Genomic DNA, 25392 nt, shown 5'->3' with positions numbered 1-25392 from the left:
CTCTGTTACCTTTCCATGCAGATTTCTGCTCTAGTGGGCTTAGAGAACACTCCTCTGTTACTTTTCCATACTGCGTTCTGCTTTAACTATAAATGGCTTATATAAAAAGTGCATTCCAAATTTGGAATGCACCCATCTCATTTATTATAGATTAATTTTCACTATCTTCCTTTAAATACGTCCAGCCTTCTTCTTGATACACTTTATTTTCTTTCATTAACTTTCCAAGTGCACGTTTAAAGGAACCTTTACTTAGATTAAAACGTTCTTTAATGTCCTCAGGCATACTCTTATCTCCATAAGGCATTGCACCTTTTCGCATAATTAAATAATCCAAAATTAGTTGGGCGTCCTTATCAAGTGCTTCTTCTTTTCTTGGTAATAAGGATATATTTACTGTGCCATCTAGCTTAACGTCGATTATACGACCACTAACTTTTTCCCCTAATCTTGGTTCTTGACCTCTCTCAGATTCGTGAATAAATCCTTTATAGCCTTCAGCTGTATAAATCCAGCTTCCAACTTTTGCTGTTCGATAAATATAGCCATGAATGTTTTTATTAAAATCTTCTCTTGTCGCCTTTGTTGACATTTCTTCAATAATTGGATCCGTAGCTGGTTTTACATATAAATAATTATTTTTATTTACCTTTAAAGTAATATATAGCATATCTCCAACTTCTGGCCAAACCTCTTCATGAACTGGTAAATCATCTTCTCCTAATAGCATGTCCTTTTTCAAACCAATATCAAAAAAGCAGCCAATGCCCTCTTTCCGATCAGTTACTTTTACCCAATCATATTTACCAACCGCAATAGACGGGATATATGTACTGGAGCATGCTCTTCCTTGTGAATCGCTGTAAATAAAGACGCGTACTTCATCGCCTTCTTCGAATTTTTGATCTGTTTCACTAAAATGCAAAAGCACATCCTCGTCTTCCTCTTCAATTGTCAAAAAATAACCGAAAGATGCTATTCTTGCAACCGTTAATATTTCTACACGTCCCATATAATCTCTTAACGACATTTGTTTTCCTCCTTTATTTCTTGTCTATTCAACTTTTCATCTATATTCTTTTATCATCATTATTCCCTATTTAGTGAATACTTCATGCCTAAAGTTGTTACAACTGCTATATTTTACTATAATACAAGCATAAAAGAAATGGAATTAGCACTAGATATACTTAGAAATCGTGTATGATTCCATAAATCAGGAGGTAATTATGGCAAAAGATAGCTCATTTGATATTGTTTCAAAGGTAGATTTTTCTGAAGTTACAAATGCAGTACAGCTAGCAATGAAGGAAATTCAAAATCGCTATGATTTTAAAGGAAGCAAAAGTAATGTAACATTGGACAAAGAAGAATTAGTTCTTGTTTCAGATGATGAATATAAATTAGAGCAGCTGAAGGATGTCCTGATAAGCAAAATGTTTAAACGCGGCATTCCCATTAAAAACTTAGATTATGGCAAAATAGAAGGAGCTTCAGGGGGAACAGTCCGCCAAAGAGCTAAATTAATCCAGGGCATTGATAAAGATAACGCTAAAATAATTAATGCGTTAATTAAGAACAGTGGATTAAAAGTGAAAACACAACAGCAAGACGATCAAATCCGTGTAACCGCTAAAAGCCGTGACGATTTACAAAAGATTATCGCAGCTGTAAAAGACGAATCAAAAATTACGATTGATGTGCAATTTGTCAATTATCGCTAACTAGTAGTCGGATGGCAGCCAAATTAGGCTGCCATCTTTTTTTCGAATGCCTCCTTTTCCACTAACCCTATTTTTTCCATGTTTATATTAGTAGATTTGGGAAAAATAAGTAAACATGGACAAAAAGATAGAAGGAGTGATTGATATGAGTAATAGCAATAAGGAAAAATTACAACAAACCTTACCCCCACAGCATCAGAATCAGCAGCCAGGCATTCAGACAGAAATGAATCCAATGCCTAAAGATGTCGATCCCGCTTACAAAGGCTCAGAAAAATTAAAAGGAAAAACTGCTATCATTACTGGTGGAGATAGTGGAATCGGCCGGTCTGTAGCTATTTATTATGCAAAAGAAGGTGCAGACATCGTAGTTGTTTACTTAAATGAGCATGATGACGCCCAAAAGACAAAAGAGCTAGTAGAAGCAGAAGGAGTAAAATGCTTATTGCTTGCCGGGGATGTTGGTGATGAGAGCTTCTGCAAAACAATTGTGAAAAAAACTGTATCTGAATTTGGAAAAATTAATATTTTAGTGAATAATGCAGCTGAACAGCATCCACAACAAAGTTTGCTAGATATTAGTGCCGAACAATTAGAAAAAACATTCCGAACAAATATTTTCTCTATGTTTTACTTAACAAAAGCGACCCTTCCTCATTTAGAGTCAGGAGATACAATTATCAATACGACATCAATCACTGCCTATAAAGGGAATGAAATATTAATCGATTATTCGTCCACAAAGGGAGCGATTACTGCTTTCACTCGTTCCTTATCACAGTCTCTTGCCGGACAAGGCATTCGTGTGAATGGAGTAGCTCCGGGACCAATTTGGACACCGCTCATTCCTTCTACGTTTGACAGTGAACAAGTGGCATCCTTTGGTGGAAATACTCCTTTAAAACGTGCAGGTCAGCCTTGTGAGCTTGCTCCAGCCTATGTATATTTAGCTAGTAATGATTCAACATACGTTACTGGACAAGTTCTTCATGTTAATGGAGGAAGCATCGTTAACGGATAAATCATTTAACGCTCTAGCAATCCCAAACCGCTCGCGCCTTTATTGCGAGTGGTTTTTTCTATGATAGCTAATTTTATTTTCCCTTTTAAAAACTTTCTATTCTGTCAACACTAGTGGCAAAAAGATATAGAAAGAATATATAGGGAGTGTGAAAAATGATTGATTTGGCTTCAATCTATCATCGAAGTGACGGTAATTACTGCTATTTACAAAATGGAGATACCCTCCATATTCGAATTCGAACAAAAAGAGCAAATGTGAATGAAATGGAAATAATTTACGGTGATCAATACGAAATGAGTGATTATCATTGGGTATCCCACCGAATGATGATGGAAAAAAGCGGCACTGATTCTCTTTTTGATTATTGGCATTGTTCCATTTCTAATAAAAAAAGAATTCGCTATGGCTTTATAATAAGAGATAATGAACAACAAATAACCTATACCGAAAAAGGGTTTTTCCCCTTTGTTCCCGATGATGCAGGCTATTATTTTTGCTTGCCCTATCTTCATGAGAAAGACGTTTTTTCTCCTCCTTCATGGGTTTCTTCAACTATTTGGTATCAAATATTCCCAGAAAGATTTCGAAATGGGGATAGTTCTTTAAATCCTATAGACACTGCACCGTGGGGACAAGAGGAACCTGAATTATGGAATTTCTTTGGCGGCGATTTTCAGGGAATAATCGATTCTTTAGACTATCTTTCAGACCTTGGGATAACAGGGATTTATCTTACTCCTATTTTTCATGCAAAAAGCAATCATAAATACGATACGATTAACTATTTAGAAGTGGACCCACAATTCGGCGATACAGAAATGCTTAAAAAGCTAGTAAAGGAATGTCATAACCGCGGGATTCGTGTCATGCTGGATGCTGTATTTAATCATTGCGGCTATCATTTCCCACCATTTCAAGATGTTCTAAAAAACAAAGAGAAGTCGCGCTATAAAGACTGGTTCCATATCCACAAATTCCCTTTAAAAGAAGCTAACACGATAAATTATGAAACATTTGGCTTTTATGAAGCAATGCCCAAATTTAATACAGCAAATCAAGAAGTGAAAGAGTATCTTTTACATGTAGCAAAATACTGGATAACAGAATGTAATATCGACGGCTGGCGCTTGGATGTTGCCAATGAAATTGACCATGACTTTTGGAGATCTTTCCGCTCAGCAGTGAAAGACTTAAAACCAGACCTTTTTATATTGGGAGAAATTTGGCATGATTCCCTACCATGGCTTCGAGGAGAGCAATTTGACTCGGTAATGAATTATCCTTTACTAACGAAAGCACTTCAATTTTTTGCCTATGATATGATTTCTGCTAAACAATTTATGGAGGATATGACGACAACTTTACATGCATACCCAAGTACGGTGAATAACGTATTATTTAATATTATCGGGAGCCATGATACACCGAGGATACTACATGAATGTAGTTATCGAAAAGAACGTGTGAAGCTTTTATTCACCTTTCTCTTTACCTATCCTGGCACTCCTTGCATTTACTATGGAGACGAAATTGGTTTAGGAGGAGGAGCGGACCCTGGTTGTCGAAAATGTATGCTTTGGAATTCAGGAGAGCACGATGAAAAGCAAAAAGAATTTGTTAAGCGATTAATTCAAGTGCGTAAGCAAAGCTCTTTTCTCATAAATAGCAGTAATTTCCACTTTTTAACAAACACAGATTCTTGTTTAGCCTATTATTCAAAAAATGAGGCAGAAATCATACTCACCGTTATTAATAAAAGTGAAACGGAAGCACAATTTCTACTCCCCTTTCCATTACGAGGGAAAAAAATCTCTCTTTTATTAACAGACGAAGAATATGCAGCTGAATCAAATGATCTAGCAGTAATACTCGGACCATATGAATCCAGTATCCTTCGCTTTAATATGAACTATGAATATATCCATGTAAGATAAAGTGTGTTTTTCTATTAAAAGGTGTCCATTTGCAATGTACTTCCTCGTGGGCACCTTCTCCTACCTCTTCAATAATTTTTTCCAAGAACTGAAAATAATGATTGTTTCCTAACGTGGAACGTACTATATTTACTATTAGATCGAATTGTTTGAATTGTCAGGAGGAAATAAAGTGAATCAGCAAGCACCATCCAAATCAATTGGGCTTCCCTTACTTATCTCTATTATCGCAATCTCCTTTTCTGCGATATTCGTGAAATGGTCGGAGGCTCCTGCCACTATATTAAGCATGTATCGAATGTGGCTCGCATGTCTTATTATGATTCCCATGGTATACATACACAGAAATGATTTTAAAAAGCTTTCCAAAAAAGATTGGTCGTTCTTATTTTTTTCCGGCTCTTTTTTAGCGTTGCATTTTGCCCTTTGGTTCAGTTCTCTAAAGTTTACTACTGTAGCTAGTTCTACGATTATCTTGGCACTTCAGCCTATTGTCTCTCTTCTTGGTGGATTTATTTTCTTTCGAGAAAGAACCAATTCTATTGCTATTATGACTATGGGTATTGCGATTATTGGTGCTGTGATGATTGGCTGGGGAGATATTGGACTTGACAGCAATGCAATTATAGGAGACGTTCTTTCCTTCTTGAGCGTGATTGCAGTAGTTGGCTATTTATTAATTGGTCAAAATATTATTAAAAAAATGACTCATTGGATTTATACATTTACCGTTTTCTTTTTTGCTGCCTGTTTGTTAACTGTCTATAATCTTATAGCAGGTGATTCATTAACTGGATACTCTGGCAGAGAATGGGGTATTTTTGTTCTGCTGGCAATTGTTCCAACGCTTGCGCATGTTATCAACAATTGGTTACTAAATTATGTGAATGCAACAACTATTTCTATGAGTATTTTAGGAGAGCCTGTTGGAGCTACCCTTTTAGCTGTACTGCTATTAAATGAGCGATTAATCCATTCTCAAATAATAGGTGGTATCCTTGTTTTATTCGGTGTATTCTTTTTCTTACTGCAAAAACAGCCTAAACATGCCATTACCCAAGAAAAGCCAATTGGATAGATTACTACCATTTTTATTAAATACCTTTCAATCAGTGGGCTCCCCCACTGATTTTTTCATTAACTGATTAGATTCCACTTAGAAAGCAGCCTAGTGTGTAGTCAATCTTAAATTTCGTACACAAAAACATCCTTTTTCTTGCATATTACTGGTAAATGAATCAAATACTACTTTAAGCATCTACATATTTCCAATTAGGAGATTCCTTTTCATGCTAAAAGAAAATCTATCGTTAAGTCAGTTATTTGCTATTATTATTGGTTTTAACCTAGGTACTACGCTAGTTGTCGTCCTTGGTATTACCGCAAAAGAGGATGCTTGGATTACCGTACTTCTCTCAACCTTTACAGGCTTAATTATTGCCTCTTTTTTTCTTAATATAAATGAATTAGTGCCTTCCAAGAATTTATTTGAGATCATTGAGTTTGGATTCAATCGATTTATTGCTATTCCCATTACGCTTGTCTATTCTCTTTACTTTTTTTATCTTGCGGCTAGAACCATAAGGGATTTTGGCGAATTAACGTCTACCTTTATCCTTCCGTTAACACCAATTGAAATTATTACTCTTTCCTTAATGTTGATAATTGGTTATATACTATATTTAGGAATTGAAATCTTAGGAAGAACGACGGAAATATTCACACCCTATTCTGCTTTATTTCTTTTCCTACTCATTATTTTCCTATTCGCAAGTCAAAATATTTCTATTACAAAAATACAGCCAGTATTGGCAAGAGGCTTACTGCCAGTAATCGATGCTATGTTTCCAATTGAAGTTAGTAGACCTTACGGTGAATTAATTGTAATGACATGTGTTTTCCCACACATTTCCAACTTAAAAATGCGTAAGAAATCTGTTATCTATTCAGTAGCAGTGTCTGGGATATTGCTCACTATTGCTACATTAATCATTACTTCATCTTTAGGGATAACAACGGCTTCAAGAGCTACCTTTCCACTTTTGAGCACAACAAGGCTTATTTCCATCGCGGACTTTTTTGAAAGAATTGATGCTCTTGCTGTTTTTATCATTATGTTAGGAATTGTTATTAAAAGTTCCATCTTTATTTATGGTGGGTTAAAGGGGTTAGAATATATTTTTAAATTCCCTTATCGCTATTTTGTCGTACCTAGTGTCTGTATTATTTCCATGTTTTCTATTTTCATTAGTTTAGATATTAATGATCATATTAAAGAAGCTTCTCTAGTTGTTCCATATTTACTATATTTACCTTTACAATTTGCTTTCCCTTGCTTCCTCTTATTTGTCCTATTACTAAAAAAATTCATCCATAAAGGAAACTCTCCACTTCATGATAAAACATATAAAAACCCCTAGATAGCACGATAGGATCGTCATTCTAGGGATTTTTTTATTTTCTTACTCTACAATATTGATATTATAATCTTTGAACCAATGATGGATTTGTACTAAGTGTGCAAGCAGCTGTGGTCCAGTCATTAGTTGGCCAAACCATGGTTCTTTGAATGCAGAACCTTCTGTTTCGATAATTTCTGACAGTCGTTCTTTATCAAAGAATTCATATAAAGCTGAACTTTTATCTGTTAATGCACTCTTTAGCATATTTGTTACTGTTTTTGTGTAAATCGGATTATGCGTCTTAGGATACGGACTTTTTTTGCGATAAAGAACTTCATCTGGAAGAATTCCTTCTAATGCTTTTCGCAGCAATCCTTTTTCTCTTCCTTTGTAATTCTTCATTTCCCATGGTACATTCCACACATATTCTACTAAGCGATGGTCTGCAAACGGCACGCGCACCTCAAGACTTGCTCCCATACTCATTCTGTCTTTGCGCTCTAATAATGTGGTCATGAACCATAATTGATTAAGATAGAATAATTCTCTTCTTTTTGCATCTTCTTTACTTTCGCCAGCTAATTTAGGCGTTTCCGCAATAGTTTGGTTATATTTATCCATCATATACTCTTTTAATTGCAATTTATTACTCCATGAATCTTTCAATAAATTTTGTCGTTCTTCAATCGATCTCATCCACGGGAATCCTGCTCTTTGCAAGTCAGCCTCTCTTCTAAACCATGGATATCCCCCAAAGATTTCATCTGCACATTCTCCAGATAAGCTAACGACAAAATCTTTTTTTATTTCTCGACAAAACCATAAAAGGGAGGAATCAACATCTGCCATCCCAGGTACATCTCTTACCGTTACAGCTTCATGTAAAAAGTCGGCCAATGTTTCTTGGGTGATAATACAATTATGATGGATGGTTCCAAATGTATCTGTCATTTTTTTAATATAAACACCATCAGAGTTTGGCTGGAACTCATTTGCTTTAAAGAACTTATCATTTCCTTCATAATCGATTGAATAGGTGTGCAGAGGTCCTTTACCATTTTTCGCATATTCCATTGAAGCGATTGCTGTAATGGCACTGGAATCCACTCCACCTGAAAGAAAGGTACTTAACGGTACATCTGATACCAATTGTCTAGTCACAGCATCTTTAAAAAGGAAACGAACTTTTTCAACGGTTTCATCAAACGAATCTGTATGTTCTTCACTTTTCACATTCCAATAACGCCATACTCTCAAGCCATCCTGTGTGAACTTTAATGCATGCCCTGGTCGAAGCTCTTTAATCCCTTTAAAGATACCGCTCCCTGGTGTATGAGAAGGTCCAAGAGCAAATACTTCTGCTAATCCTTCTCTATCTAGCTCCGTCTTCACATTTGGATGTGCAAGCAATGCTTTCAATTCGGAGCCAAAGATAAAGCTAGATCCTACCTCAGCGTAAAATAGTGGTTTTACTCCTAAACGATCTCTTCCAATAAATAAAGAATTTCGCTTCTCATCCCAAACAGCAAAGGCAAATATCCCATTTAAGTACTGCAGACATTCTTCTCCCCACTCTATATAGGAAGTAAGTAAAACTTCTGTATCAGAATGACCTTGGAATGAATATCCTTTTATTAGTAATTCTTTTCTTATGTCTTCTGTATTATACAATTCACCATTGTAGCAAATAGTGTAATGAAAGCCTTGTTTTTCTTTTGTCATTGGTTGAATACCATTTAGCGGATCTACCACCACTAAGCGTTTATGTCCGAAACCTGCATGTAACGCAGTCCAAACGTTTGTATCATCTGGTCCTCTTTTTGCCAATGTTTCTGCCATAGCGGATAAAATGACCGACTCGTTTCTTAAATCTTTTTTGTAATCAACCCAACCTGTTATTCCACACATGATTATCATCCTTTCTTCCGTGGAACTTATGATTAGATACCAATCAATCAGTATGAGGTATTCTATGCATCAAAATAAAAATGGTTATTTGTCCATACCAGGTTTATCTCATGATCCACTCAAAAAGGATAAATTAATCGTTTTCAATATTTTAATGAAGGAAAAAGAAGGATTAGTTATAAAATTTTGTTTATCTGTCTAAAAAGAATTTATGGGCGTGTAATCTTTGGGAGGTTTACAATGAACAATCAGCATAGATCAAAACTTATTGAATTTCAAACACGTGCCTTTACGAAGGGTACAGTTGAGTATATAAACAATCAATGGATTTTTTTTGATGAAGAAACAGAGGATGCTTCGATGCTTGACGAATATTTACATCAAGAAATCGAAATTCATTCCTTAAATCGCTGGCGAAAAGGAATTCTTCTAGAGGATGGGAAAGTAAATATCTCTGGATCAGTCCATTTTTTAAAGCATGAAGATCCTATTCGGATACGAAAGCATCTTGTCTTTGCATTGGAAGAATTATTAGATGATTTAAGTGATGATAGCTTTTATCAATTTATTACTACTCTAAATTCGATGAGATTCTCCATATATGATTGTATATATTGTTATAATCATCTTACTTTCTTAAAAGACGAAAAGCGCAAGAGTGGCGTTAATATGATGATTTTTGATAATGAGGAAGACCTTTGCAGTGTGAATCACCATTTCTTCTATAATGAAAAAAATACAGACCGCTTTGAGTTTACCTTAAATACTGGAAAGCGGATGATTGTGGAGAAGCTCTCTTCTTAAAAGTAATCCCTTATAGAAAAATAGTAGCACCAAGCAAAGATGCAAATAGTGAGTAGGTTTCCCGAGTGTCCGCTTTTATTTACAAGTTGACACCTCGGGAAACGAATGATTTTTTGCTTTCAAATGGCTTATATCCTTTCCTTATTTATCCGAAAGAAAAATGCCTTTAGTACCAGTAGGGGTTTTTAATTATCTAATGAAACATATTCAGGGCACCAACTTGGTCGTAAATGTATTCTTGCACTACGCCAGATTCCATCCAAATACGACTTCGGTAAACTCCTCGCCACCAATTTCTATCTCTTCTGTACCAATTCTTTTTCCACCGATGGCTTCATAAAACTTACAAGCTGGATTTTCCGCTAATGCAAAAATAATCATGCTATTAAACCCTTTTTCTTTTAAATATTCGAAAACTTTTTTCGCAAGTGAGCTGCCAATTCCTTTTCCTTGATAGGCTTCCAAAAGATAAATGGCATATAGCTCTCCATCATAACCTGAATACTGCCCACTTCTTTCTTTTCCACCATTTGCAAACCCAACAATCTGTCCCTCTTCATTTTCAGCAACAAAGACACTTCCTGTCAGGATAGCTCTTTTCCAGATTTCTTCTTTTTCTTCGTAAATAAGTGCCTTTAAATAGGTATCTGGAACAATCCCTCTATAGGTTGTTCGCCAACTATCTATATGTACTTTTGCTATTCCTTTGGCATCCTCACTTCTTGCTTTTCTTATCATCATATGTACGCTCTCCTTTCTTTATATATGGAAGGTTTTTTTCACCTCCCATTCTGGAAACCATGTAACCTCCCATCCGAGTGATCCGGTTTGTATCCATTCTACAGCCTTTAATACAAGTGGCGATGCGTTATGGATAGTAATATTTTCTATAGAAACCCATTCAGCTCCTAACGAATCTTGCCCCTCAAATTGCTCTGGAACGGTAATTTCCCCACCTATTTTTCTAGCTGTGTAAAATGCAGCGATATGGTGAATATGTGTAAATTCCCTCCAGTTACATGGGAACATAAAATCAGCCATCCCAATTTGCTTCTGTATTTCTATTTCTATCCCTGTCTCTTCTAAGAACTCTCTTCTCATTGCCATCGTTAAACTTTCTCCTTGCTCCAAACTCCCACCAGGTAAATCAAAGCGATTGGCATATGGCCCCCTCTTCTTATGTATAACGAGCAATCTATCTTTTTCTACAAGAATTCCATAGACTCCAAATGGTTGATGAAACTTCCTCTCTTCCTTCAATCGTTATCCCCCCATATTCGTTTAACTGACACCCTATCTGAATGGTAATTAATTTGAATGACATCAGGGTTCGAAAGCTTGCTCCATTCTATATAACCGACGGAAGGATCAACATATTTCCACATTAATGCAAGCAAATTCCCATGTGTCACTATTGCAAACCTATTCTCTGGTCTTTGAAGACACTCCTTCATTACTTCTGTTGCTCTTGTCATCGCTTGTCTACTGGATTCTCCGCCTTCGTATGCAATATCTAAATCTGTAAAAGATTGTTTCAATAAAGATTGCCAATTGTTTAGATTTCGGCTACTAAGCTTTCTTTCTATCAAGCGCTCCTCATTTTGAATCGGTATTTGGAGTCTTTCTGCCAATGGCTTAGCAGATTCATATGCACGAAGATAGGGACTAGAGAGGATTAATTGGATGCCTTCATCTTTCAAAAAATCCGCTAACTCACTCGACTGTCTCTTTCCATTAGCAGTTAAAGGAGCTTCCGCTTTCTGGCCATAAGCCTCACAATGACGAATTAGGTAAATATTTTTACTATTAATCAAATTTTCACCAGCCTTCCCACAATAGCCTATAACCAGTTTAACAAATTATTGGAAAATTCTATAGATAAATCATAAACTACACGTTTCTAAATAAATATCTGCTGTTGATAGTTTTAAAGAGGATTTATACTTTAGGAGGAAATATGAATAAATAGAGAACTAGATATTCTTTAAGATAATAACCGCATAAACCTTGTCCTATTTTCCGATAAATAATTAACTCATTTGTTAATCAATTCTTATTTAGAAAGAAATTATTTACAGAGATTAATTTACATGTTATCTTTTGTACAAGAAGAAAACTTTAATGTTAACTAGATATTCTGAAAGAAGGGGTCTACATGCAATTGGGAATCGATAATTCCTCTTTAGTAGTGTACGAAGCTTTAGCAAGTGAAGTTCGTATGACAATTATTCAGTTACTGTCTAAAAATAAAATGAATATAAAGGAACTTGCCAAAGAATTAGGCATCAGCAGTGCCATTGTAACAAAACATGTAAAAAAATTAGAAGATGCAGGACTGATAAAAACAGAGAAAGTACCAGGTAAATCAGGATTACAGAAGATTTCCATGTTAAAGGTGGATCATATCGAAATCAACTTTCCGAAGAAAATCTATCATTCTTTCGCTTCATATGAAACCTCTGTTCCAATAGGCCATTACACTGATTATGATTTAAAGCCAACATGTGGATTAGCTTCAGAAAAGGATTTTATCGGAAGAGTAGATGAACCGAAACTATTTATGGATCCCAAAAGAGTAGAAGCAGAAATTCTGTGGTTTACGCAAGGCTTTATTCAATACACAATTCCTAACTTTTTAAAAAAGGAGGAAAACATTCAACAATTTGAAATTAGTTTAGAAGTATGCTCTGAATTTCCATTCTCTAATGACAATTGGCCTTCTGACATTACCTTTTCATTAAATGGGATAGAACTGGGAACATGGAGAAGTCCTGGAGACTTTGCTGATACAAGAGGGAAACTTACACCAGAATGGTGGCCACATAATCTTAATCAATATGGGCTTCTTAAAACACTCCGAATTACTAACCATGGTACGTATATTGATGGAGACCCTATTTCATCTGTCACCATCAATGACCTAGATGACAATTGTGATCGCTGGACGTTTCGCATTGAAGTGAAAGAAGATGCGGAATGTGTAGGTGGCGCTACAATTTTCGGAAAGAAATTTGGGAATCACCCACAGGATATCATTTTCAAAGTGTATTATTTATAGAAGATTCTGCTCTATTTAATCAGCTAGGAGAAACTGCCTTTTTATTTCCCCTAGCTTTTTTTAATCGATTCCTACCCTACCAATATTTGATGGAAGAGGCTATCACTACTCTGTTTTCGTTTATATAATTTGTTCAAACCTTCCTTACACCTTCTCTTTAAAGGCTTGAATTAATCGCTTGTAATAAGAAATAGGATGAGGGGCAAAATTTTCTCTGCCCACTTTACGATGAATCTTAATTTTCTCCCCTCTTGAGTTGAGTTCAAATCCATTTACTTCAATTAATTCTTTTCTGCCCTGCCATAAATCGTAAAAATCGGCTAGTTTAGTGGATACAATGCCCGCTACTTCCTCTTCTTGCAAATGAAATTCTTTAAAATCCATGGTCTTTTTATATAAAAAAGTGTGAGCAAATTCCTTATCCAAAATATCTCCATTATTCATTTCATAATGGAAAACACCTAAGTGGATTAGCTCCTCTATTTCTACTTGGATACCGATTTCTTCCTCCATCTCTCTTACACCGTCTTTCGCATCTTCATGTGCTAACAAGTGACCTGCAGCCGTTATATCTAAAAGATTTGGATAATCCTTTTTTAATGGACTTCTAATTTGCAAGTAGAGATATGATTGTCCATCTTGTTCAGATACAATCCAACAATGAAAGGTCTCATGCCATAATCCCTTTTTATGTACTTCACTACGGGCAGCAGTTCCGATTGGTGTTCTGTTTTCATCAAATATTTTTAGTTGTTCCTCTTCCATGATGGATGCTCCTCTGCTATTTTTTCCATAAAATAGTATCTTGCTTACCCTGTTTCCTTATTGCTATGCCAGCATTTTACGAATAAACCCTCTTTGAATAAGTACTTCCCTTCCTTTGTATCTTCTTCCAAAGGATAAGATTAACAAAGAAAAGCAATATCCCATAAATATAAACACCAAATGGAAGAGATATACTGATATAATGAATTCCTGCTAAAATCGGCAACGGAAGCAAGAGCAGAAATAACCTCCAACTTTGCTGATTCGCTCCTGAATCAAATGACATAGAAAAAGGCACTTCTTTATCTAGCATTCCATAGCAAATCACTGAATAGAGGAAAGCGGAGATAAATACTACTAATAAATCTGGTATAATTCGCATTCCAAACAAAAACAAAAAAACAATGCTTATTAAAAAATAGATTGGTAAATATAATTTTATAATTAGCGCTTTTAATGCTCCTTTATAATACATAGAAAAATCAGAGATTGGAAGAATCGTAAAAATACATGCACCTTTATATTTCCCTGAATACCGCATCATAAAAATTATCGTCGGAATATTAATCATCGTAAAATAAATGGTTAAATACGAGGAACTTGTTGTAAATGAAACATCTTCCAAATTTGTTCCACTATAAAGAAAGATAAAGGGAATAACAATCGAAAAACCTAATGATGGATATACCTTTAATTTAAAATCTCTTTCTTGCCTAATCATTTGCCCTGTAAATTGATAGAATGCTTTTTCTTCCTTGTTGTTCATTAAAAACGATAATAGCAGTTCTCCCCATTTTGAGACCTTACCTTTTCTCGCTTTACTTTGACTAGTTAACTTTTCTAAATTTTTCTCAAAGCTAGGAATTAGCTTTCCATAAATGATAATAGCTGCAATTGGTAAAATAATCGCAAGAGCTGCTAGCAAAATAATCATCGTGTTGATATTGCCATTCAATATCCACTCATATGGTGCTGCGAACCACATTGGAACAAAGAAAACATGCCACCAATGCACTTGATACACAATATGTAAATCAACTAATTCAAAGCTCCGAATGACAACCTGGTATCCTATCATTATGACAATAGACAAACCAATCTGTACGTAATTAATCATATCCTTAAGTTTTTCTCCATCAAAAAATCGAAGGATAGCCAAGTAAAGTAATGCCGTGATAACAACAATAAATAAATTTGCTAAAACAAGTAGTACAACTGTCAACAGAAAAAAGATAAATCCTTGTTTAACAAGACATACAACTAACGGAATAAGTGTAATAGTTATCGTTAATTGAGAAAGATAAATCATAATATGCAGAACTTTTGCTGCATTAATTGTGCGCCTATTTATTGGTTTCGTATGTAGTATATGTTTATCCCGAACATCTAACAAAACACCTGAAAAATCAGAAATCATCGAGGTCATGACCAGAAATAAAATAATTCCGAAAGAAATGCTCATTTGAAATAAGTAATTATCACCGAAGGCCATCAATGGAATAAGAATCAACCCCATAAAAGCATACAGCCATAACGATTTTATATAGGCATATTTATCTTCTTTCTTTTCTTTTCTCTGATTAGATTGGGAGAAGATGGTTGGAAGCTTACGTTGATCCATTGTCAGTTTCACTTGTAAAATCGTTCTTAAAACGGAATAATCGATACCTATTTTCAAAAATAAACCTTTAAAACGGTCAAAGAACTTTAATATAGTAAATTCTCTCATGATTGTACCTCTTGCACAATGGATACAAAGGATTCGCCTATTTCTTTATGGTTGTTAAAGCCAGTTAATTGATTGAAGATTCCTTCCAAGCTACCTTGTTCGTTTTGTGTTTGTAACTCTTTGAAGCTTCCGTCTATCACTATCTTTCCATCGTTCAATAGAATGATTCTACTGCTTATTTTTTCTACTACATCCATTATGTGTGACGAATAAAATATCGTTTTTCCGCTTGATGCAAACTGGGCAAGAATCTCCTTAAACACCATCACACTATTCGCATCAAGTCCATTGATTGGCTCATCTAGAAAAAGAATATCTGGATTATGCAAGACACTTGATATAATTAACAGCTTTTGACGCATCCCTTTTGAATAAGAGGAGATTCGCGAATGATATACCTCTCCTATACCAAACAGTTCCATTAATCTTTTTGCCTTATGTTCAACAAACTCTGCACTCATTCCATATAGTTGACCGATAAATGTTAAATACTCATATGCCGTTAGATTATCATATACTTCTGCTATTTCTGGTACATAACCGATTTTTCGCTTATATTCCATCGAATCATCCCTAATATTTTTGCCAAAAAGCATTACTTCTCCACGATAATTTCCCTCTATACCGAGAATAATTTTAACTGTAGTACTTTTTCCTGCACCATTCGGACCTATATATCCAATAATTTCTCCTCGATATACATGTAAATCCACTCCTTTTAGTACTTCCTCGGTGCCATAGTTTTTTCGTAAGTTCTTTATTGTAATAATTTCTTCACCAACCATCTCATTTGCTCCTTCCTACACATCTCTTTTCTACCATTCTAGAAAAAAAGGAAAAAACCTCCCAATAACCAGGTGAATTTTCTGTCACGATTATCTCACTTCCCACTCCTTATAATTAGGGGTGATTGTTTACAAAAAAAACCTATAGTAGCCAATTTCCAAGGCTCTATAGGTGATTAGTGTCACATTATCTTATTTACATTTCACTTTAAGAAAAAATCTTGATTGGGTTACATCAAAATAACCTACTTTTCCGATGTGCAGATACAGACGATACAGGGCATCCTCGTACTTCTTAATACTGAAATCAGGAACTTGCCAAGGAATCGCTTTTAAATAATAAATCAATGCACCCAAGTCATAGAAACGCTGGATTGGAAAATCCTCCTTTTGCTCAACGATTTCCCATTCGTCCACTGGGAACATTTCGAGTGCAGATAGAAGCTTCCACTCTTTAAATTCCGGATTAACCGAAGTTCCAAACCATTCATTTATTTCCTTACAATCCCAACCTCCGACTTGCTGAGTAAGAAAGATTCCATTTGGCTTCACTATTCTCTTTAGCTCTTTTACCGAGTAAGATTCGTGCCTATTGATAATCAAATCAAAATGTTGGTCGGAAAATGGCAATTGTTCATCATCGACCACTTCATATACGCTTACACCTAATGGTTCTAACTTCTTTTTGGCAATTGATACATTCGGTTTATATCCTTCTGTAGCATAAATTGTTGGTGGAAAATAGCCATTTAATAAAGACAGAAATTCTCCTCCACCGGTTCCCATATCTAATACTGTTGTAGCATCCTGCATGGCAGCAACCACCTTACTTCCGTAAGACCAAGAAAGCAAGCTGCTTTGGATTCGTCCTGTGTCATGGATACTAGAAAAATCCCATCCTGTAAACTTCTCCTTTATCTCTTCTAAATATTTGTGAAAATTAATCTCTTTCACGCTCCATTCCTCCTCTATTTTTCTTATTCATCTAAAAAATTAGTGGAGGACCTCTGCAATAACGGTTTTATCTTTCATGCTCTAAAGAAGTCATGATCTACCCTTCCTTTACTTTATATTTGCTATAAAAAATAAGAATAATAGGTTATCAACGTGACAAAAAAACTAATTATTATATAGAGAATAAGTCCAATAATAATTGGTGACACACGAAAACGAAACGGACCAATTCCAGCTTCCTCCCATGTCCAGCCTGCTATATTTGCGTTAAATACTGTGTTTGTTTGATGAATGTATAAGCGGATGAGATAAACTATTCCAAAAAGCAATAGACTACCTAAAAAGATGGTGTCGACAAATTTCCATTGCAGTAAATAGGATGCAAACCAAATTAGCACTGTTTCAATTGTTAAGGTTGCTAAAACAATATATATTTTTTTCATGTAAACACCTATTACTCCTTTGCTTATTAGTAAATGATTTATTAGATGTCTGCCTTTTAATAGAGTGGGAAAGATTTTCCGCTCTTTAAAGAAATAAGCACCTGCCAATAGATGCAGATACTTAACAAATATCCTGTCTACATATCTCTAATTATATCATTCGTTAATCTAACGAGGTTACCACTTGGCTCAAACAATGTTCACCGACATAAATCTCTGGACAAAAACGACAAGATAGTTTGTACAATACCCTTTGAACCCTTTGAGAAAGTTTAGGACAAAAAAGCTTGTACAAAAAAAGACAAGAATCTTTGTACAAACTTTTCTCTTTATGGTTTTTTATTATTAGCCTTTTCAAGAGGATTGATTTATACTAACTAATACTTGTTGCATTTAATGCATTTTGTATTAGATTTTCACTGGGGATATATGGATTGAATTGTAAAACTATTGTCAAAAGTTTATTCCTCTCCATAATTATAAATCCAAGTTTCTCTAACTCTTGAATATTAGAAAGAATATCCTCTTCATTACAATCAACATCCTTTATGACATTTTCAATAATTTTTTTAATTGAGGTTATATTTCTTGCATATACAAGAATTTTCCCTTGTATTTCATTCAATTTATAAATACTGTTTGATTCCCCAATTCTACAGACAAATTTATCCATGTTCCTTTGATACATAAATAAGTCCGTTTGATTGAAATTATCTTTCCAATTTTCAAATTGAGACACAAATTCATTAAGAATTTTATTTTCAAATACAGCATCATTATTATAATCAAAATAATAAGCTAGTTTATTGATATTTATTCCCTTATCCCGATAAATATATTTATAGCTCTTAATCGGTCCGTTTATTCGAATATTATATTTTTTCTGTTCATTAAAGTAGGGACTGAACCTATCCAACCTAATTTTAGAGATTGCCACAGGAGGCTGTAAATGATTTATTTTTTTCATAATATCTATCTGACCCTGTATTTCTTCTGAACTTTCCCCACTAAATCCAAAAATAATGTTCCAAAAAGGTATAATACCATATTCTTTACATAACCGTAATAGTCTAAGGTTTTGTAATAGATCTACTCCTTTGTTCATTAACTTCAAACTATTAGTGGCTAAACTTTCTATTCCTGGCTGTATCTTAGTTACACCAGCTTCTTTTAAAACACAAACTTGTTGTTCATTTAAGTTACTCTTTACTTCCATAAACATATCAATTTTAATCTTGTCTTGTTTTAATTTTGGTAAGATATATTCAAAGTATTCCATGCTCATTATATTATCTGTGAAAAATAGTGTGTTTGTGTGTTCACCATAACTTTCAATTAATGTTTTCATTTCATTGTAAATTTTTTTCTGTAATTTACCTTTATATTCAATAGCATTTGCATTTAGGCCACAAAAGACACATTGATGTTTTTCTCCCCACCAGCACCCTCTTGAACCTTCATATAATATCACTGTTTCCTTTTGCTTTTCTGGGAAACTTTGAAATAATTCCTTGAAATAACTACCAAAGTTTGGAATACTATTATTATTTAAATTATAGCTATTATCAATATCAATATACTTATATCCTTTTTTGGTTGCGAATCCTACAATAATATTTTCACTTGGTGATTCACTGAAAACACTGAAATTATCTAATAAATTTATAAAAGCACCTTCACCTTCACCAATGCATACACCATCGATATCCTTAAAGGTATTTATTAGTTCCACACCCATTTCACCAAAACAATTCGCTCCACCCATTATTATCAATTGATTAGGATATATCTTTTTTATTTGCTTTATTAGGGCTATGGAAGCCATCGTTTGCTGAAAACTATTCGTAAAACCCACAATCTGATATTTAGAAAAATCAATATTCTGTATAATGTTTTTTAAAAACTCATCCGAAGTCTTTCTTCCTGCATTTATTAAACTTAATAGTTTCTCTTTTTCACGCCAAGAATGTATCATTGTTCTAGACTTAGCTGTAATATACTCAACAAACTCGTTTGTCTCATCTTCGGTACTTTTATCAAAAACATGTTGTGAAAAAATCCATTCTCCAATTAGATCAGTTGAATCGTATCCTGCCACAAGTTCGTAAAATTCTAATCCCATCATTTTTGCAAAACTAATATTCAAATTTATAACATCACAATTGTGACCTTTCTCTACGGCAATATTTTTTAATATTTCTAATCCAAGTGGTGGCCTTATAATACTTGCAAACGGCATATTAATTAATAGAATATTCACCTACTTATCATTCCCTTGCTAATTCTCTTAATTTCTTGTAATTGTTTTTTTGTAATAAAGAAGAAATGAACCCTGTTTTGAATAATTCTTTGAACATCTCTAAATATTTGAAGATTGTTTTCCTTTGTTATACTATTGATTAAGTTAAATATATTACTCTGATTATATTCAACATCTTTGAATTTAAAGTTATATTCTAAACTGAGGAAATCTTTCTTTTTCAAATGAGATAAACCCCATTTTTGGGGTAATAGATGCATAGGGGAGTTTTCCATTAAACCAAAAGCTGAAACTCCGACTAAATCAATATCTTCATTAGAAAATGCTTGATTAAGAGAATGTTCCATTTGTTTAATTGTTTCACCAGGATAACCAGTAATTAATGTTATACATGTTGTAATATTATGATTTGCCAATGTGTCCATTACCTGTGGAATACAATCTACATTAATTTCCTTGTACATAGATTTCAAAGTTGACCTATTGTATGATTCTATACCAAATGAGAGTAAGACACAGCCCGATTTTTTAATTTCGCTAACAATTTCCTTCTCTGATAATAATGGATCTATTCTAGTCTCAGTCATCCATTTAATTTTAATATCATTAAATTTAATTAAACTAGCAACTTCCATAAGTTTTTCTATGGTTAAATATGCATCTACGAAATAAATATTTTTCGTTTTATATTTTTGAGTAATACATTTAAACTCATCAATAATTGTTTGGTTTTTTTTAAAACCATTAAATTTTCCGTGGTTATAATGATGTGAACAAAAGGAACATTTACCGTGCTTACATCCTGAAGATAACATTACTGGTAATACTCTTTCAGGACTTAAATATTTATCTAGATTAATCCCGTCATATGATGGGATTATATCATTCACACAACCATGATTTTTTTTAAAAAAATTATTTTTAACCCTTCCCTTATCTCTGTAAAAAACATTTGGTATATCAGAAGTTACCTTTCCAAAATTCTTATAAGAATTAATTATCTGCTCTAAAACTAACTCTCCATTAAATAACACCGCTACATCAATTAGTTCACTGTCATCCATAATTGATTTTATATTTGCTGCTGCATGGGTAATATAACTTCCTCCAAAAATAACTTTTACATTAGGGAATTTTTCTTTTAACTTTTGACTAAATCGTAGTGCAAAGGGTAACTGTTCTGCATAGGAAACTGAGAGTCCAATTATGTCTCTTTTATCATTATTTAATAATTTTACTTCATCATCAAAAATCGTATCAAATAAACTTAGTTCGTCAACGAATTTTAATAGTTCATTCACACTGTTTGGTTTTCTTAAAAAGGAAAATTTTGTTAAGTTCCAACTACATCCAAATTTATATGATAATAATTCTAAACAATCATTAATAGTTTTTGTTGCTTTTATATAGTCAGGGAAATTAAATAAGTCTTTATTTCTTATGATATTTAAGGAATTTTCAATGTTTAGGATACTATCCAAATATTCCTTCTCTATATTGGTAATATTTTCCCTAAGGTTTGTATATTCAGCCAGTAAATTTTCATGAGTCAATAAGTTTGTTATACTTATTGATAAATCCTTCTGATCAATTTGAAATCTATCTTTTAAGTATCCTAATAAGGTTGGTACGCTTAAATTAGGGTATGCTAACGAAACTAAAGGTAACGTATATAAACGTATTTTCATATCCTACAATCCTTAATGTGTTTAAGCATATTATCAATATCATCTTTTTCCCAAATTGCATATTTTAAAATAACTTCTGGCAAATTTAATACTTTTACACCTTCTATGGTTACACCCGCTAGTCTTTCGTTATTAAATTTTTCAGGGTCGAAATGGACACACGAAAAATTAGCCTCTGAATTAACTGGTTTAACTCCATCAATTTGTAATAAGTGTAAATACGCATATTCTCTTAAATTTATCACATTCTTTCTAATTTTAATAAAATGATTCATTAAATCCCTATCGTTTAGCATTTGTTTAATAAACTCTATTGAATAACTTGTTACTGAATGTGGTACTATATTCTGTTTTCTAAAAGTAGATGGTAAATATTTACTGACAATGTAGCCTGTCCGTAGACCTGGTAAATACCAGCCTTTAGAGAAAGAACGGGCTAGGATAATTCGTTCATTATTTAAACAAAAGTCTAACGTCCAGTCTTCTGTATTGCTATAATCAATATATGCCTCATCAATAAATAAGAAGCCATGGAAATTAGTGAGTAAAGTAGTTAATTGGTCTTTAGTAATTCTAATCCCATCAAACCACCTTGGAGATGAGAAACATAAAATATCATTTTTTCGACTATCATTCTTTTTATAAAAATCAATTAAACAATCAAAAGTATCAACCTGAATGGTAATAACCTCTTTTCCAGTCTCACTAGCTACGAGCGAATATAAACCAAATTCAGGAGTAGTTATAACGATTCTTTCCCATGTTTTAAAATTTGATATAGAGTGAATAGCCTGGCTTATACCAGAACAAGTAAAAATATACTCTTGTGGTATGTCTAAATATATTGCTAGTTCTTTAATCAATGGATCTTCCATAGGATTTTCTGGCATATAGTAAAAATCGGTATGAAATAAATGTTCATGTTTTTGTTTCACCCAATCCTTTAATACACTATCTAAATCCCAAGGTCCCAAATAATTCCCCACCTAATTTCACCTCTTTAAACCTAAATTATTAGATAGTCTGTTTAGTTAAGCTAAAAATATAAACATTTTCCATTCTTCGAATTCTTTTTCAAATTCTCAATAAACTTGATTCTATTCGGATCCTGCCATAAAAAATGTAAATCATTATTAATAATGTTTCCTAGCTTGTATTCATTTTTTAAAAAAGGACAAGGATAGACATCCCCCAAATGGTCTACTGTAATCCGAGAAATACCCGCACAACATGTCCATGTATCTTCATAAGTTTCACCATCATTAGTTTCAATAGCATCTTCCTCGTGATTAAAACTCTTATATGTAACATTTAAACCTTTTAAATTTTTGGATAAATACGATTCCAAATAAAAATTAAACTCAGAATACATTTTTTCATCCATAGCTAATTTTCTTTTATTAGAAATTGCATTACCAAAAATCGTCAAGTGAGATACTTGTACATTTTTTACTTTTATAGATTTTAATAATTCTAATAAATCTATTATGCTTTTATAGTTTATTTTGTTTATAACAATATTTATTGAAGGTTGGATATTCCGTTCTATTAACCCAGAAATATTATTAATAGTTTTATTAAAATTACCTTTCCCCCTTATGAAATCATGCTCACTTTCCATTCCGTCTAAAGATACATTAATTGTTAATCTATCAGACATTTCTATTAGATCATCGAAAAAGTATTCTAGATTTGTCCCATTAGTGAACACTCTAATATCAATTCCCTCATGATAGGCCCTCCTCATGTATTCTATAGTTGAAGGCTCTTCGAAACACTCACCACCAGTAAAGAGCACTGAAAAGGGTTTTGCTGCTAAAATCCTATTAAAAATAATATCTTTCTCACTTTTTGATATTTCATTATTGGTCATTCCAGCTTCAACATAGCAATGCTTGCATCTTAAATTACACTTATTCGTGACTTTCCATTGGATTAATAAAGGAGCACTCAAACACAAATGGCTCGTATCGTATTCCTCTGTATCATTAAATTTATTTAAAAAATTATCAAGAACCTCAGATACATGAGTCGGCGATAGATTATACTCTTTTGCTAGGAAAGAGATAACTTCAGTTTTATTTTTAAATTTATCAATAGCATTTAATATTGTAAAACCTTCCTGATTAACCCCCTCTGTTAGGATAGATGTCGTACGATACTTTAGTGTTATACTTTAAGTAAATAACACGGAGGTCGATCGATATGAAAGAAAAAATGGAGTACGATACTCGAAGGAACAAAAAGAGGCAATTGTTAAACGAATGATGCCACCACATAACGAATCAGTGGCTACTATCTCGAAGGAAGAAGGCATCACAGAACCAACGTTGTACAAGTGGCGTAAGGCTGCACGTGAAGCTGGTGTGGCAACGCCTGGCAATGGACAAACAAGTGACAAATGGACCAGTCAAGATAAGTTTTTAATCGTGATGGAGACCTTTGCGATGAACGAAACGGAATTGGCTGAATACTGTCGTAAAAAGGGTTTGTACCGTGAACAGATTGAATTATGGCGATCTGTTTGTCTCCAGGCAAACGGACAAGTATTTGATCAATCAAAGCAGTTATCTGGTGCGTTAAAGGAAGAACAGAAACGGGCAAAACAGTTAGAAAAAGATCTTCAAAAGAAGGAGAAAGCATTAGCGGAAGCTGCGGCGTTATTATTACTTAGAAAAAAGGCCCAAGCGATTTGGGGGGACGACGAGGAAGAATGATTAGCCCATCAAATCGCGCATTAGCTGTAGAACTCATCCAAGAAGCCAATCAAAATGGTGCGCGGTTAGCGAAGGCTTGTGAGGAACTTTATATTAGTGTACGAACCTACGAGCGCTGGGTGGCAGATGGTAAGGTTAAGGTCGATCAGCGTCCCTTTGCGAAAAGACCTGTTCCAAAAAATAAGTTGTCCGAGGAAGAGAAAAAGGAAATACTCGAGGTTGTTACACAAGAAGAATATGCCGACTTACCGCCGACACAAATTGTCCCAAAGCTTGCGGATAAAGGAACATATATTGCGTCAGAATCTACGTTTTACCGTGTTTTACGTGAAGGAAAGATGCAACACCACCGTGGACGTAGTCAAAAGCCAACACGAAGAATCCCCGAGAGTCATCTGGCCACATCGCCAAATCAGGTGTGGACATGGGATATTACGTGGCTTGGTGGACCTGTGAAAGGCTTGTATTATCGCCTCTATTTAATACTCGATCTATTTAGTAGAAAAGCAGTTGGGTGGGAAGTATGGGAAAAGGAAGAAGCGACACACGCTGAATCACTTGTAAAAAAAGCAGTCATTAATGAGAAAATCCAAGGGGCACCACTGGTGTTGCATTCAGACAATGGGAGTCCGATGAAAGCTGAGACCTTTTTAAGTTTACTTGAGAAGTTGGGGATCCAAAGTTCCTTTTCAAGACCACGTGTAAGCAATGATAATCCTTATTCAGAAGCCATGTTTCGAACACTTAAATACCGCCCTGATTATCCGCATAAGGGCTTTACCTCACTTGAAGAAGCCAGACAATGGGCACACCAATTTGTCCATTGGTATAATCATATTCATCTGCATAGTGGGCTGAATTATGTAACACCGGCACAGTGTCATGCCGGAGAACACGTAACCATATTGACAAAGAGAAAAGACGTATATGAAGCCGCAAAAGCGAAGCATCCAGAACGCTGGGCGAGGAGTCTAAGAAATTGGACACCTATTGAAAAAGTAGCACTTAATCCAATGCGTGATGAGGGAAAAAGGTAACGTTGAGTCCGCCTTAATACACTTTATTCCCTGATGATTTGAATGGAAAGAATGGATTTCCTTTCCATTCAAATCATCAGGCCAGCAAGCGTAGCGCGGTAGCCTTGACTGAACACAACACTAAAGTAACTAAATGCGACAACTATGTTGACAAACACCG

The 25392-nt window shown here is 34.2% G+C and carries 22 protein-coding genes; 8 read left to right on the top strand and 14 right to left on the bottom strand.

Annotation, left to right across the window (positions count from 1 at the left end; translation table 11 throughout):
• Nucleotides 1-151: 151 nt before the first annotated feature.
• Nucleotides 152-1030: a CvfB family protein gene (locus ADJ83_RS23305; RefSeq protein ID WP_031540715.1), complete on the bottom strand. Its 879-nt coding sequence runs from the start codon at nucleotides 1028-1030 to the stop codon at nucleotides 152-154.
• Nucleotides 1031-1229: 199 nt separating this feature from the next.
• Here ADJ83_RS23305 and ADJ83_RS23300 point away from each other — a divergent pair, with 199 nt between their 5' ends.
• The 5 genes from ADJ83_RS23300 (at nucleotide 1230) to ADJ83_RS23280 (ending at nucleotide 7102) form a co-directional block, all read left to right on the top strand.
• On the top strand, nucleotides 1230-1724 hold the full coding sequence (locus tag ADJ83_RS23300; protein ID WP_031540716.1) for a YajQ family cyclic di-GMP-binding protein: 495 nt from the start codon (nucleotides 1230-1232) through the stop codon (nucleotides 1722-1724).
• A gap of 145 nt (nucleotides 1725-1869) precedes the next feature.
• Nucleotides 1870-2745: an SDR family oxidoreductase gene (locus tag ADJ83_RS23295; RefSeq protein ID WP_031540717.1), complete on the top strand. Its 876-nt coding sequence runs from the start codon at nucleotides 1870-1872 to the stop codon at nucleotides 2743-2745.
• 155 nt (nucleotides 2746-2900) lie between these two features.
• Nucleotides 2901-4682, top strand: a complete 1782-nt coding sequence (locus ADJ83_RS23290) for a glycoside hydrolase family 13 protein (protein WP_031540718.1) — start codon at nucleotides 2901-2903, stop codon at nucleotides 4680-4682.
• Between the two features lie 172 nt (nucleotides 4683-4854).
• On the top strand, nucleotides 4855-5760 hold the full coding sequence (locus tag ADJ83_RS23285; RefSeq protein ID WP_031540719.1) for a DMT family transporter: 906 nt from the start codon (nucleotides 4855-4857) through the stop codon (nucleotides 5758-5760).
• Between the two features lie 211 nt (nucleotides 5761-5971).
• Nucleotides 5972-7102: a GerAB/ArcD/ProY family transporter gene (locus ADJ83_RS23280; protein ID WP_031540720.1), complete on the top strand. Its 1131-nt coding sequence runs from the start codon at nucleotides 5972-5974 to the stop codon at nucleotides 7100-7102.
• A gap of 42 nt (nucleotides 7103-7144) precedes the next feature.
• On the opposite strand, the gene asnB is transcribed toward ADJ83_RS23280, so the two are convergent.
• Nucleotides 7145-8992 (bottom strand): asparagine synthase (glutamine-hydrolyzing), encoded by a 1848-nt coding sequence (asnB, locus tag ADJ83_RS23275; RefSeq protein WP_031540721.1) that lies wholly within the window; start codon nucleotides 8990-8992, stop codon nucleotides 7145-7147.
• A gap of 240 nt (nucleotides 8993-9232) precedes the next feature.
• On the opposite strand from asnB, the gene ADJ83_RS23270 reads away from it, so the two are divergent.
• Nucleotides 9233-9796, top strand: coding sequence for a DUF2777 domain-containing protein (locus tag ADJ83_RS23270; RefSeq protein WP_031540722.1), 564 nt, complete (start codon nucleotides 9233-9235; stop codon nucleotides 9794-9796).
• A gap of 243 nt (nucleotides 9797-10039) precedes the next feature.
• Here ADJ83_RS23270 and ADJ83_RS23265 read toward each other — a convergent pair whose 3' ends face one another.
• The 3 genes from ADJ83_RS23265 to ADJ83_RS23255 are packed head-to-tail and all read right to left on the bottom strand — an operon-like array spanning nucleotide 10040 to nucleotide 11610.
• Nucleotides 10040-10537, bottom strand: a complete 498-nt coding sequence (locus tag ADJ83_RS23265) for a GNAT family N-acetyltransferase (protein ID WP_031540723.1) — start codon at nucleotides 10535-10537, stop codon at nucleotides 10040-10042.
• An 18-nt stretch (nucleotides 10538-10555) separates the two neighbouring features.
• On the bottom strand, nucleotides 10556-11056 hold the full coding sequence (locus ADJ83_RS23260; RefSeq protein WP_031540724.1) for an NUDIX hydrolase: 501 nt from the start codon (nucleotides 11054-11056) through the stop codon (nucleotides 10556-10558).
• Nucleotides 11053-11610 carry a histidine phosphatase family protein gene (locus ADJ83_RS23255; protein ID WP_048719196.1) on the bottom strand — a complete coding sequence of 186 codons (558 nt, stop codon included), beginning with the start codon at nucleotides 11608-11610 and terminating at the stop codon, nucleotides 11053-11055. The genes ADJ83_RS23260 and ADJ83_RS23255 overlap by 4 nt, the downstream gene beginning before the upstream one ends.
• Nucleotides 11611-11951: 341 nt before the next feature.
• Here ADJ83_RS23255 and ADJ83_RS23250 point away from each other — a divergent pair, with 341 nt between their 5' ends.
• Nucleotides 11952-12854, top strand: a complete 903-nt coding sequence (locus ADJ83_RS23250; protein ID WP_031540726.1) for an ArsR/SmtB family transcription factor — start codon at nucleotides 11952-11954, stop codon at nucleotides 12852-12854.
• A gap of 144 nt (nucleotides 12855-12998) precedes the next feature.
• On the opposite strand, the gene ADJ83_RS23245 is transcribed toward ADJ83_RS23250, so the two are convergent.
• From ADJ83_RS23245 to ADJ83_RS23205, 9 genes are all read right to left on the bottom strand, one after another.
• Nucleotides 12999-13619, bottom strand: a complete 621-nt coding sequence (locus tag ADJ83_RS23245; RefSeq protein ID WP_031540727.1) for an NUDIX hydrolase — start codon at nucleotides 13617-13619, stop codon at nucleotides 12999-13001.
• 76 nt (nucleotides 13620-13695) lie between these two features.
• Entirely contained in the window at nucleotides 13696-15348 is a 1653-nt protein-coding gene (locus ADJ83_RS23240) for a hypothetical protein (RefSeq protein ID WP_031540728.1), read from the bottom strand.
• Nucleotides 15345-16133: an ABC transporter ATP-binding protein gene (locus ADJ83_RS23235; protein WP_031540729.1), complete on the bottom strand. Its 789-nt coding sequence runs from the start codon at nucleotides 16131-16133 to the stop codon at nucleotides 15345-15347. The genes ADJ83_RS23240 and ADJ83_RS23235 overlap by 4 nt, the downstream gene beginning before the upstream one ends.
• A 192-nt stretch (nucleotides 16134-16325) precedes the next feature.
• Complete coding sequence (locus ADJ83_RS23230; protein ID WP_031540730.1) at nucleotides 16326-17087, bottom strand: class I SAM-dependent methyltransferase; 762 nt, start codon at nucleotides 17085-17087, stop codon at nucleotides 16326-16328.
• A gap of 122 nt (nucleotides 17088-17209) precedes the next feature.
• Nucleotides 17210-17530 (bottom strand): hypothetical protein, encoded by a 321-nt coding sequence (locus ADJ83_RS23225; RefSeq protein ID WP_031540731.1) that lies wholly within the window; start codon nucleotides 17528-17530, stop codon nucleotides 17210-17212.
• A 373-nt stretch (nucleotides 17531-17903) separates the two neighbouring features.
• Nucleotides 17904-19790 (bottom strand): RiPP maturation radical SAM C-methyltransferase, encoded by a 1887-nt coding sequence (locus ADJ83_RS23220; RefSeq protein ID WP_031540732.1) that lies wholly within the window; start codon nucleotides 19788-19790, stop codon nucleotides 17904-17906.
• A complete protein-coding gene (locus ADJ83_RS23215; protein WP_031540733.1) occupies nucleotides 19787-21478 on the bottom strand; it encodes a B12-binding domain-containing radical SAM protein in 1692 nt (563 codons plus the stop codon). Before ADJ83_RS23215 ends, ADJ83_RS23220 begins: the two co-directional genes overlap by 4 nt.
• Nucleotides 21475-22452, bottom strand: a complete 978-nt coding sequence (locus ADJ83_RS23210) for an aminotransferase class I/II-fold pyridoxal phosphate-dependent enzyme (RefSeq protein WP_031540734.1) — start codon at nucleotides 22450-22452, stop codon at nucleotides 21475-21477. Before ADJ83_RS23210 ends, ADJ83_RS23215 begins: the two co-directional genes overlap by 4 nt.
• Nucleotides 22453-22514: 62 nt before the next feature.
• Nucleotides 22515-23432 carry a radical SAM/SPASM domain-containing protein gene (locus ADJ83_RS23205; protein ID WP_031540735.1) on the bottom strand — a complete coding sequence of 306 codons (918 nt, stop codon included), beginning with the start codon at nucleotides 23430-23432 and terminating at the stop codon, nucleotides 22515-22517.
• A 310-nt stretch (nucleotides 23433-23742) separates the two neighbouring features.
• Between ADJ83_RS23205 and ADJ83_RS23195 the strand changes: the two genes are divergently transcribed.
• A protein-coding gene (locus tag ADJ83_RS23195; protein WP_239687095.1) for an IS3 family transposase occupies nucleotides 23743-25232 on the top strand; the annotation gives its coding sequence in 2 pieces (ribosomal slippage) (nucleotides 23743-24160 and nucleotides 24160-25232; 1491 coding nt in all).
• Nucleotides 25233-25392 lie beyond the last annotated feature (160 nt).

Origin of the sequence: Bacillus sp. 522_BSPC (assembly GCF_001076885.1) — a bacterium.
In the GTDB taxonomy this organism is placed as follows: domain Bacteria; phylum Bacillota; class Bacilli; order Bacillales; family Cytobacillaceae; genus Niallia; species Niallia hominis.
The sequence above is the reverse complement of the archived record's forward strand: the minus strand, read 5'-3'. Positions and strand labels throughout refer to the sequence as shown.